The sequence below is a fragment of the Haliscomenobacter sp. genome (assembly GCF_040403615.1).
GTDB lineage: Bacteria > Bacteroidota > Bacteroidia > Chitinophagales > Saprospiraceae > Haliscomenobacter.
In genome coordinates, this window is record NZ_JBBAKG010000059.1 from 1 (window position 1) to 11,754 (window position 11,754).

Here is an 11,754-nt window from a genome sequence, read left to right on the forward strand (position 1 = left end):
GCTTCGATTTGCAAGCGCCGTTTGATGTTGATTTTTCCATCTTCCTGTTGAACACTCATTTGGAATTTCCCATAAGGGCCTTCCAAAATCTTATCTGTAAACGGGAGACTTTCCACTTTATAACCAGCGGGCAAGACAAAGCTAAGGAGAGATTCCTTTACGTAAGCTTTGCGATTGACGACTCGCTGTTGGCGATCATCGGCCTTGGCAGGTGCTTTGGTCATGGGATTGAGTGGATTAAAAGGTATGAACCAGCGCTTGCCAGAACGACTGCCCATTCTACTCAATTCGGCTTTAAACGCCAAGCTAGCGGTAGCCTTTTCAGCAGCACAATTCAATTGCAAGCTATCGAGCGACAGCAAAGGCAGGTTTAGTTTTTCTTCCAACCACTTCTTGCGGTCTGTAGCTTCCAATTGATATTTGAGCAAGCGATAAATTTCGTGGTTGGCACCAGAAAATTCGGCTTGGGCTGTGTTGAAAATTTTGCCTTCTGGACTAATGTTGAAACTGACTTTCCAGTCTTCGTGGTTTTCATCGATACCCAACGCGGGTGTTCGCACCAATTGTCCACCCTCATTTGTGATCAACATCACCTGTCGATTGGCATTGCTTTCGCCCAGGTAATTGATGGGATAATCGGTAGAGGTACATTCCAGCCAGGTTTTTTCAGCGGGCACGTATAAAACGACGTGGTTGAATCCGGGGTCGCTGGCAAATTGATCATCCAATGGTCGAGGTACCTCATCAGTATTTTGAATGGCGACCGGATAAGCCTTGATATTGACGTAGTTGAGCAGCGCTTTCATAAAATTGGTCAGCGCCTTGCAGTCGCCGTATTTGTTGCGGTACACATAATCTGCTGAAAAAGGCTGCCAACCACCAATGCCCAATTGCACACTTACGTAGCGCATTTTGCCCTGCATAAAACGGTACAAACGTTCAATTTTCTCGGGATTGGTGCGGCTTCCTGTAAGCACAGCATCGAGTTCAGATTTTAGTTCGATGGGCAATTCATCGCGTCCTTGGTACAATTTGGCCATAAATCCGCCAAATTCTTTCCAATTGCTCATGCTTCCTGCATAATTGGCAATCACAAAGGAGCTGCATGCCAATTGAATTTGAGGTAAAACTTGACTTTGATGCGGGGCATATGCCTCTTCTTTGATGGCCTTCAGATGCCGAACCTTCCAAGTAAACTGCTGAAAACCGTCTTTGCTGGTACCGATGTCGGGTTTCAATTGTAGATTGACACTGCGGTAGTGCAATTGCAGCGACAAGGGGGTTTCCACCATCAATTCGCCGTATTGTACGGCCGTGCCGTATTGTTGGATTTCCCAATCAGGAAGTAGCGCCAAAGGCAATCCTTTCAGTTTTTGCTCGTATTCCCATTCTATGGTAAAAGGATAATCGCTGTACTCTATGGTCAATCCTTTGATGCGATCGTCCTGATAGATGGTACTTTCGTCACTTCGGGCGAAATCATCAAACTCTTCTTTTTTGATTTTGCGCACCAAAATGCCGTTTTTGTCGTAGAGATTGGCCTTAAGTTGGGCTACTGGCGTTTCCCCATCGTATTCTACGTAAACCGTATTGGAGTGGCTGTTTTTGTTCAAAACAGTGACCACTTTGCGATAAGTATACATGCCCTCGGAAGCAGAATAGAGTCGGATTTTAATTTTTTCTTCCTGTACGATCTCCTTGGCATTGTGCACTAAAGAATCGATAATTTTGGGGGCAAGATCAATTTGAGCCTTGGAAAAACTGGGCCAACTGTAGCACAAAACCAGGGTCAATAAGTTGAAGATATATTTTGTACGCATGGTTTAGATTTTTTTCAGGACCAATTGTTCCTGTTGTTTTTCAATAATCAGGTCAAAAAACTTCTTGATGGCGGAATACTCTTCCGGTTCAAAATGCACCTGGTTGAGTAAAATGGTGCTGTTGATCTGCAACATGTTTTTGACCCCAGCTGTTTTATTCACCAAAAAGGTAAACTTGCCCCCATTATTGGGTAGAACCAGGATAGCCTGCTGTGGCATTTGTTCAATGGTGTATCCTTCTGGATAGTACAAGTTGAGAATATAACGGTGCGACATGGGATAAGCCAGATCGACCGGATATTCTCGGATGGTTTGTTTGAAGGGATTTTCCTCAAAAGCCGGATGAACCACTGGATTAAAATAGATAAAATCACCGTTGACTGTTCCTCCTTCAGGAATGGTGATTTTGGCGTTGTAAGACAATGGCTTGTAAATATCATCCAGATTTTTGATCGCCACTGAATCGTATTCGATACTTGCTACCGTGGCTGATACCTCTTCATCGTTTTCTTCAGATTCATCCACCGCTGCTCCCGTTTCCGTTTTTTTGGTCAGTTCTTCGCGAATTTCCAGCGCGGTATACCCTTCGTAGGAAGAAACTAATTTTCCGCTCGCTTTGCCTTCTTCATTCAGTGCAATATTGTACATCCGGATTGTAGTAGCTTTGCTTGGAGTGATTTCGATCCATTCAGGATGCAGGGGGTCTACCAACCAGCCTTTGTCGTTGAGTGCATTTACAGCGGGAAGTCCCATTGGTCGATTGGGATCAGTAGCATCCAGCAGGTAGGTTTTGTCTTTGACTTTTACGTGCGCCAAGACACAATTGAACTGATCCAGAATGGGGTACAGCTCAATTGGTTTTCCGTGACCGCGGGTGCTAACCAGAAGAGGCCTGGCATCAAATCCAAACGCCTTAAGTAGTGCGATCAAGGTTAGATTCAGGGCAGCAACGTCTCCTTTTTTGAGTTCAAAACTTTTGTTCAACGATTCGCTGGCATACTTACCATAGGTACCATCCCATTTGTAGTTGTCCAAAATGAAATGATAAATGGCCTTTATTTTATCTTCAGGCAAAGTTACAGCGGCTACCAGCGGAGCCACTTTATCGTAAACATCGTTATAATTAGCCCGACGGTCGATGCGTTTACCGAATGATTCGGAGTCCATTAGTTCTTTAGCAACAGTAGCCCAGTCGCTGAGATGGGGTTTTCGCTGTCCGTTTTCGACAATGCCACTGAGCTGAAATGTAGCATGCCCAAGATAATCCCGCATTGTCGTGATAAAAGATTCCCGTTTTAAGCCCGGTGCATTTTGCATGGCCAGTATATATTTTCTGATGCGTACAGTGTTTCTACCTACAATCGCGTTGCTTTCAAAGGATTGCTCATTCCGATCAAGTGGACGGCCTCGGGTCAGGATAATAAATTCCAAAAACTCAGGTATATTTAGGGTGTACTCACTCAGGCGTACAGGAATAGCCTCCTGAAAATACCAATCACTCAGGTTAACCCAGTCTTTGGTGCGGATGTTGTAGGTATATTCGATGATGCTCCCCTCTTTGATTTCGGGGAAGGTAAATTTTGCAGTGGTCCAGCCCTCACCGGTTTTTTCCTCAAAAAAATCCTTTTTTTCAATGCTGCGTTTGGTTCCGTCAGGGTTGAAAATTTGTGCTTTCAGTTGCAGTAAGTCCTGGTAATGGTCTTTGGAATAGTACGGAATTTCGATGTTGCCTTCTTCAAATCCGGTACGTTTTAAGATTTTGATCCGCCGGTGAACGAGTAAGTCGGTCTGTTGCCCCGGAGATCTAAGATCGTAACTCAAATCACCTAAATCGGCCAGAACCAAAGCAGCGGCACTGGTATCGAGTGGGTAAGTTGTCATCTTCAAATCTTCTTCCGGAATTTTTCCCCATTTGATTGGTTCTTGAGAAAAGAGAAAAACAGAGAAAAGCATGGCTATACAGCCAATTGTCAGCATTTTAAAGTTCATGGTAGGTTATAATTTATTGATAAAAAAACAAATATTTCGACTATTTAATTCCTTTTTCTGACTAAGATTCAACACAAAAGTAACGGCATGGTCAGGAAAAATATTTTGCGTTTAACAACAATTAAACGTTTCTCAAGATAAAAATTAAGATTCCGAGTCATCTATTGAAATGCCATAGCAGTCAATTGATCTGCCTCTTTCGCAGAGTATCCCAAAAGTTGCTTGTCTAACTTCCTTGTTGAGGTGTATTTATTTGTACTTTTGAACAGGAAATATAGAAACGCAACTACAATGCAAACCTTTATCCAACGTCGGCGGGTCTTTTTGATTCACTTGTGCTTTTGGTGTATTTATTTTTTGATGTTTTGCTATCAAATCCGCGACCACCGGGGGGTTCACGATTCCTGGTTTGACGTTGTACTCAATGCAGTATTGCAGGTGACCTTTTTAATGTCCGTGGCCTATTCCAACTACTTGTACTACTTGCCCCGCTTCTTGAAACACCAACAATGGTGGCGATTCACTTTGGAGTTTTTGGTTACGGTAGTCATTGCCACCTGGATTTTTTTGATTCTCAAGCGTTACCTCATCGATGGTTACACCTATAAAGTTGATTTTGCTTACTCTGCTCGTTTTGCGATAACGGTATCCATGTCGGCCATCTTTATTGCCTCGTTTATTGCCATGCTCAAGTTTTTGGAAGACTGGTTTCAGCTAGAAGCCAGTCGGCAAGAGATGATCAATGAAAAGCTTAGTGCAGAATTGCGGTTTCTTAAGGCACAGATCAATCCGCATTTTTTGTTCAATACCCTCAACAACCTGTATTACCTGGCCTATACCCAATCTCCCAATACCACTGAAGTAATTGCCAAACTCTCGCAGATGATGCGCTACATGATCTACGATTCGAACCACTCTAAAGTACCCATGAACAAGGAGTTGGAATACATGCAAAATTACATCAGCCTGGAGAATTTGCGCCTGAATGAACAAATTCCGATTAAATTTGAGATAGAAGGCAGCCCAGAGCAGGTCTTCATTACGCCGCTTATCTTAATTACTTTTCTGGAAAATGCCTTCAAACATGGAGTGGGCAACAACAATTCTAATGCCTGGGTGAACATCAGCATCAAGATAGGTAAAAACACCTGTATCTACACTGTTGAAAACAGCAAATTCATCAGTCAAAAGGAAGGTGAAAAATCGGGGATTGGCCTGCAAAATGTGCGGCGGCGCTTGGAATTGAGTTATCCAGAACACTATACTTTGGTGGAAGAAGATCGGGGAGATTCGTATTATGTTGAACTCAAACTCAATTTGCAATGAATAACCTGAGTTGCTTGATTGTAGATGACGAACCCCTGGCGAGGAGGTTATTGAGTGATTATGTACAAAAAGTACCTTACCTCAACTTATTGCGCACCTGTTCAGACCCCATGGAAGCGCTGGATTTCTTGCGCGAAAATCCGGTTGATCTGTTGTTTTTAGACATTCAGATGCCTGAAATCACCGGATTAACCTTGTTGAAAATATTAACCAACAAACCCTTGGTCATCCTTACCACTGCTTATTCTGAGTATGCGTTGGAAAGTTACGAACTGGATGTGGTTGATTATTTGCTCAAACCCATTACTCTAGAGCGTTTTTTGAAGGCCATGGAAAAAATCAACCAACGCCTGCAAGGTTCATCAAGCACAATTCCTGCTCAGGAACCAGAACCAATTCCTGCCAGTCCTGAAACCATTCCAACTTACATTTTTGTGAAAGATGGCACCAAATTGGTGAAGATTAAATTGAGTGAAATCATGTACGTAGAAGGGATGAAAGACTACGTAGCCATCCATACTCCTACCCAACGCATTGTCACGTTACAACGCTTAAAAACACTGGAAGAACAGCTCCCGGAAGGTCAATTTATTCGGATTCACAACTCTTACATCGTTGCATTGGATTGGTTGGATTCCATCCACAAGGAAAAGGTAAAGGTGGGTGCAGCATTATTGCCCATCAGCGATTCTTACCGCAAGGCGTTTAAGGATTTTATTGAAAAGAACCACATCAAGATGGATTGATTTGATTCATTTACAATTCTTCATCATTTAGTAACGCAGAAAAATTTGAATTTGTAACGTAAGCAGAATGCGAATTCATTCAAAACTAATTCGTATGTTTGCGACATACAACATAAGTCAAAAATGATGCACGCCAAAACTGCTGAATTTAATCCTGACCTACAAGAGTTAGCGCTTTCTGCCAAGCTCCTCTCCCACCCTGCGCGCATTGCGATCATTAAGCTATTGGCTGCGCAAAAAAGTTGCATTTCGGGTGACATTGCCAATGAATTGCCGCTGAGTCGGGCTACCGTTTGTCAGCATTTGCAGGAACTAAAAAATGCGGGTTTGATTAAGGGAGAGATCAGTGGTCTCAACGTGAATTATTGCCTTAATGTGGAGAAGTGGAGGATCATCAAAGCCCAATTTGAAGGATTGTTTTCGCTGACTATTCATGACATCAATTGTAATTGTTAAATATCCAACCTTATGAAAATTGCACTGTTCAGTGACATTCACGCCAATTTACCCGCTTTGCAAGCGGTATTGGCGGATATTGACAGCCGAAACCCAGATCTGATTTATTGTTTGGGCGACTTGGTAGGCTATGCGCCTTACCCCAACGAGGTGATTCAGGTGATCCGGCAGCGAAAAATTCCCACCATCGCAGGAAATTATGATGAAGGCATTGGTCTGACCTCGGACAACTGTGGCTGTGCCTACAAAGAACCGATTGACAAAAGCCACGGTGCCATTTCGATCGCTTACACCAACTCAATCATTCAGCCTGAAGCGCGTGCTTTTTTGAAGGAATTGCCCCGGCATTTTGCCCTGGATTTTGAGTTCAATGGAGAAAAATTTCGCTTGTTGTTGGTACATGGCAGTCCACGCAAAATCAACGAATACTTGTTTGAAGACCGGGACGAAAAGAGCCTCCTGCGTATAATGGAGCAGGCGCAAGCCAACATCATGGCTTTTGGGCATACCCACAAACCATATCACCGCATTTTGGGCAATGAAGACAGCAACACTTTCCGCCATGCCATCAACATTGGGTCCGTAGGCAAACCAAAGGATGGTGACGTACGGGCCTGTTACGTCATCTTGGAAATCACTCCCGAAACCTCCATGAGCAAGGTCGATAGCCTGAGCGTGGAATTTGTAAGGGTGCACTACGATGTGGAAAGCATCGCCAGCGCTGTAGAAGCCAGTCCGTTGCCCAATGAATACGCGGATATGTTGAGGAAAGCATACTAAATTCTAAAAAAACAACATGAAAATTTCAGAATTCAAAACACACTTAGCCAGCCTCAATTCGATTGGCTTCAAGTTGCCAAATGGTGAATGCGTACCCCTACATTTTCATATCACCGAGGTAGGGCGCACGACCAAGCATTTTATTGATTGTGGTGGCGATGTTCACGAAGAAAAATCAGCAAACCTGCAAATATGGGTAGCCGATGATACAGAGCACCGTTTAGCACCGCGTAATCTGTTGAACATCCTTGATCAATCCAATAAGGTATTGAATGATGAGGATTTAGAAATCGAAGTGGAATATCAAACCGAAACCATCGGAAAATATGGTTTGAGTATTGATGAAGATGCTTTCGTACTCGTTGCGAAGGAAACCGATTGCCTGGCAAAAATCAAGTGCAATATCCCTCAGTCAAAACCTAAAATCAAGTTTTCCGAATTGACCGTAGCCGCTCAGGGTACTTGTACTCCTGGCGGCGGTTGTTGTTAAAAAATCTAAACAGATGTCACACAAAAACGTCCTTGTCCTTTGCACAGGCAATTCTTGCCGCAGCCAAATTGCCCACGGGTATTTGGAACATTTCACAGATCCAGAAAAAGTAAAGGTGTATAGCGCCGGAGTTGAAACCCACGGCGTCAATCCCCGCGCCATCGCTACCATGCATGAAGATGGCATCGACATCAGCCAGCACACCTCCAACAATGTCAATGAATACCTGGATGTAGACTTCGACTACGTGATTACGGTATGCGACAATGCAAATGAGCGTTGCCCCATTTTCCCGGGCAAAGCGCAGAAGTTTCACCATAATTTTCCTGACCCGGCCAAGGCAAAGGGTACGGAAGAGGAAATCATGCAGCAGTTTCGGGAGGTGCGTGGAATGATCAAGGTGTATTTCGGCGATTTCGCGAAGGAGTACCTCCAATAATGGCAAATTTTAACGCAGCTTCGCTGCTTGTTTTATGCATGAACGACATTAATGGGAGAACGGATGACCCGGATTTGAGCGGATTAAAACGGATTTATTGTCGGGTAGTATAAAATCCGTTCTGATCGGTTCAGATCTGTGTCATCCGTTTTCCTATTGTTGTCGCTTTGGCAATTATGAAGCCAACCTTAATTTTAAACCAGAATATATGTCAGCCAACGACTGTGCGCCAGCGCATGAACGCAAAAAATTAAGTTTCCTTGATCAGTACCTCACCCTTTGGATCTTTCTGGCCATGGGCATCGGGGTAGGTATCGGTTACTTTTTTCCATCATCTGCCAACTTCATCAACTCATTTTCCTCTGGAACCACCAATATTCCCTTGGCAATCGGTTTGATTTTGATGATGTACCCACCTCTGGCAAAAGTAAAATATGAGCAAATGGGCAAGGTATTCCGCAACACCAAAATTTTGGCCGCGTCTTTGCTTTTAAACTGGGTGATCGGCCCTATCTTAATGTTTTTCTTGGCCATTATTTTTCTTCGAGATCAACCAGCATACATGATTGGACTGATCCTGATCGGTTTGGCGCGTTGCATCGCCATGGTGATTGTGTGGAACGAACTGGCCGAAGGCAACCGCGAGTACGCTGCGGGCTTGGTAGCCTTGAACAGCATTTTTCAAGTGTTGCTGTACAGTGTTTACGCCTATTTTTTCATCACCATTTTGCCCCCGTTCTTTGGGATGAAAGGGTTGGAGGTCAACATCACCATTGGGCAAATTGCGCAAAGTGTGGCCATCTACCTGGGTATTCCGTTTGCCACAGGAGTAATCAGCCGCTATACCCTGATTAGCATCAAAGGGGAAGAATGGTTTCAAAACAAATTTATACCCTTTATTTCTCCCATTACTTTGATTGCCCTGTTGTTTACCATTGTGGTGATGTTCAGTTTGAAAGGAGAATTGATTGTACAAATCCCACTTGATGTATTGCGCATTGCGCTGCCCTTGGTGATTTACTTTGCCATCATGTTTCTGGTTAGTTTCCTGATTGGCAAAGCCTTTGGCGCCGATTATTCCAAAAGCGCTTCGATTGCTTTTACTGCCGCAGGCAACAATTTTGAATTGGCCATAGCGGTAGCCATTGGGGTATTTGGCATCAATAGTGGAGAAGCTTTTGTAGGGGTGATTGGCCCACTCGTAGAAGTACCAGCACTGATTGCGCTGGTAAATGTGGCATTTTGGTTGCGAAAACGGTATTACGTCGCTGAATCATAAAATTAACATTGCAGTTTTAGTAATAAACATTTAAAATACTAACAAACAATACATTAAAAATAATTTTCAAAAAGAGGAACCAAAAACTTGTTTTCAATGTTAATTTAATGTAAATTAATATTTACTTAAATGTTACTTTTACATGCTTGGAGATCCAATTCCGAGTGCAATGAAAACAACAAACATGAAAATAATCAGAAAAATGGCGGTCTTTTGGATCGTATGGTTTGCTTTTGGTGCTTTACAAAGTCAAACCAAAGCGGCTTACCTGGTATCCGATCAAAACAATGCAACCATTGGGAAACCTCAGACTGCAACCAATGCAAATCTTATCCCTTTTGAAAAAGCGGGCAATCTACTGCTGGTCAAAGCAGAAATAGACTCCAAAGCAGGCTCATTCATTTTAGATACGGGCGCGCCTACTTTGGTCATCAATTTTGCGAGTCAGCGCAACACCGTTCATGCAAAAGGTATTACAGGCGCTTTGATGGTGAATGATACGTTCATCCGGCAGTTTCGGTGGAACAACGTGGAGTGGAAAAATGTCAGTGGGTTAAATGTTGACATGCAACACTTCGAAGCATCCTCCAATCAGGGGATTCAAGGGTTGATTGGGTACGAAATTTTAAAGAATTATGAAGTTGTGGTTGATCCATCCCAACAAACCATTCAACTGCTGAGCAATCGCAAGGAATTGCCTTACGAACCCAGCAAGGTTGTGGCCACAACTTACATGTATCAACAGGATCATCTTCCCGTAATTGAAGTGGAAATCAACGGAAAAAGAGTGCTGCTTGGCATAGATACTGGTGCAGAGGTTAATTTTCTGGATCAAAAGCTTTTAGAAAATGGAACACTGATTGGCAGTGAGCCAGTAGGTTGGAGCACCATAAACGGCCTGGATCAGTTTGAAAAACGAGAGCCAAAACTAAGATTGAAATACCTCAGCATTGGTGGCATCGTCCTACAAAATCAAACTTTTGTCATTTCAAATCTTGACCACCTCTTCCCCAATAAGGAGGGACTTAAAATACACGGCATAATTGGAGCGGCGTTTCTGAATCAATTTCGTTACAGCATCAATTACCGCAAAGCCGTTTTTTCAATCATCAATTTTCTATAAATAAGCAGCGGCGCTCAGAAATCTGAGCGCCGCTGGCCAATCTATATTTTCAAAGGGAAAACCCCGAAAATGATCTGACTAAAACATACAATTATTCAACTACGAAACGCTGTGCGTTGTCGTTGAATTTGATGATGTAGATGCCTCTCGCCAAATTTTTCAAGTCAGCGTGGTCAACTTCAACACCGTAGCTGATCAAACGGCCATTCAGGTCGAAGATGCCATAAGCAGGTACTATACGGCCAAAGTTCAATGTACTGTTTGCTGAAACAGGGTTTGGGTAAACCGGGTGAGCAGCAGCAAGCGCACGAGAAATTTCACGCAGTGAAGTTACCAAAGCCCTCAAAATCGGGTTATCCAGGAAGTTGGCACCAGACAAAGCAGGAGAACCAGCCACCGGCTTGAAGTCAGGCGTAGTTGAGGAAGCCAATGGGTTGATCAAAAGCGTGCCTGTTGTGAAAGCAACTGGGTTGATGTTATTGGCCAATGGACCAGATTGACGAGCCCAATCATTCAACGCAGCCAATTTAGCAGCGGAACCTCTAGCTCTGGCTACTTCCAGCAAGCTGTTTGAAGTAGAGTCAGCAGGAGCTTGAGCAGCAGCAGTATTGACGATCAGGTTGTTCGTAAAGAAGGTCTGGTGCGTCTTCTGATCTACCGGAGTTTTAGGGTTAACCAAAGCCAATGCGGCAGGGAAGTTGGTATTCCGAATAGTGCTGTCGCCGTCGATCATCAAGAAGTTGCGGTAACCCATGAAGATGCTGTTCACAATACGCAAAGCAGAGTTGCGACGGATGCGTGCACCACGACGGAAAGCAGCTCTGGTTCTGGCATTCATTTGAGAATAGGTAGCACCTACTGGAACTGGACCAACCATGGTATAGTTGGAAAACACAGCAGTAGTGATTGGCTTCACGTTGGCAGTACCAAGCGCTTCGTTGTCACTTTCAAAACCTTCAGAAGTAGAAGCGCCTGAAAGAGCGTTGTAAGTACCATCAAAATAAGCAGTGTCACGTACAGCAATACCGAACTGGTTCAAGCCGCTGTAACCGTTGTCTGTATCGAAATCGTCATCTGTACCTTTGAAGGCAATCAGGTTTTTGCTGTTCACTGCACCACCAAACCACTCGAAAGAGTCGTCGTTGGAGAAAGAAACCTGAATGTTGTTTACTTCAGTACCAGCACCAACTGCACCAAAAGTCAAACCGTTGATTTCCCGGTTGATTTCGAAGGCCAAACCACCGAATTCCAAACGGAGGTAACGCAAGATACCAGAGTTGTCATTATTGTCATTGCCACCGATGAA

The 11,754-nt window shown here is 43.7% G+C and carries 11 protein-coding genes; 8 read left to right on the forward strand and 3 right to left on the reverse strand.

The genetic code is table 11. The features are described 5' to 3' along the window. Both ABW391_RS18185 and ABW391_RS18190 read right to left on the reverse strand, forming a co-directional pair. Nucleotides 1-1,820 (reverse strand): DUF3857 domain-containing protein (locus tag ABW391_RS18185; RefSeq protein WP_353483332.1); only part of this gene is annotated, 1,820 nt, incomplete at its 3' end. Nucleotides 1,821-1,823: 3 nt separating this feature from the next. Next, entirely contained in the window at nt 1,824-3,809 is a 1,986-nt protein-coding gene (locus ABW391_RS18190) for a transglutaminase family protein (protein WP_353483333.1), read from the reverse strand. Between the two features lie 291 nt (nt 3,810-4,100). Here ABW391_RS18190 and ABW391_RS18195 point away from each other — a divergent pair, with 291 nt between their 5' ends. From ABW391_RS18195 to ABW391_RS18230, 8 genes are all read left to right on the forward strand, one after another. Then, entirely contained in the window at nt 4,101-5,135 is a 1,035-nt protein-coding gene (locus ABW391_RS18195) for a sensor histidine kinase (RefSeq protein ID WP_353483334.1), read from the forward strand. Next, nucleotides 5,132-5,881: a LytR/AlgR family response regulator transcription factor gene (locus ABW391_RS18200; protein WP_353483335.1), complete on the forward strand. Its 750-nt coding sequence runs from the start codon at nt 5,132-5,134 to the stop codon at nt 5,879-5,881. The genes ABW391_RS18195 and ABW391_RS18200 overlap by 4 nt, the downstream gene beginning before the upstream one ends. Nucleotides 5,882-6,004: 123 nt before the next feature. Continuing rightward, on the forward strand, nt 6,005-6,337 hold the full coding sequence (locus ABW391_RS18205) for an ArsR/SmtB family transcription factor (RefSeq protein ID WP_502916336.1): 333 nt from the start codon (nt 6,005-6,007) through the stop codon (nt 6,335-6,337). A gap of 12 nt (nt 6,338-6,349) precedes the next feature. Then, the gene (locus tag ABW391_RS18210; RefSeq protein ID WP_353483336.1) at nt 6,350-7,117 is read left to right on the forward strand and encodes a metallophosphoesterase family protein; all 768 of its coding nucleotides are present in this window, start codon (nt 6,350-6,352) and stop codon (nt 7,115-7,117) included. A gap of 16 nt (nt 7,118-7,133) precedes the next feature. Next, entirely contained in the window at nt 7,134-7,607 is a 474-nt protein-coding gene (locus tag ABW391_RS18215; protein WP_353483337.1) for a DUF6428 family protein, read from the forward strand. A gap of 13 nt (nt 7,608-7,620) precedes the next feature. Beyond that, the gene (locus ABW391_RS18220; RefSeq protein ID WP_353483338.1) at nt 7,621-8,046 is read left to right on the forward strand and encodes an arsenate reductase ArsC; all 426 of its coding nucleotides are present in this window, start codon (nt 7,621-7,623) and stop codon (nt 8,044-8,046) included. A 208-nt stretch (nt 8,047-8,254) separates the two neighbouring features. Then, nucleotides 8,255-9,325 (forward strand): ACR3 family arsenite efflux transporter, encoded by a 1,071-nt coding sequence (gene arsB, locus ABW391_RS18225; RefSeq protein ID WP_353483339.1) that lies wholly within the window; start codon nt 8,255-8,257, stop codon nt 9,323-9,325. A 184-nt stretch (nt 9,326-9,509) separates the two neighbouring features. Continuing rightward, a complete protein-coding gene (locus tag ABW391_RS18230) occupies nt 9,510-10,448 on the forward strand; it encodes an aspartyl protease family protein (RefSeq protein ID WP_353483340.1) in 939 nt (312 codons plus the stop codon). A 91-nt stretch (nt 10,449-10,539) separates the two neighbouring features. Here the strand turns inward: ABW391_RS18230 and ABW391_RS18235 are convergent. Next, nucleotides 10,540-11,754 (reverse strand): T9SS type A sorting domain-containing protein (locus ABW391_RS18235; protein WP_353483341.1); only part of this gene is annotated, 1,215 nt, incomplete at its 5' end.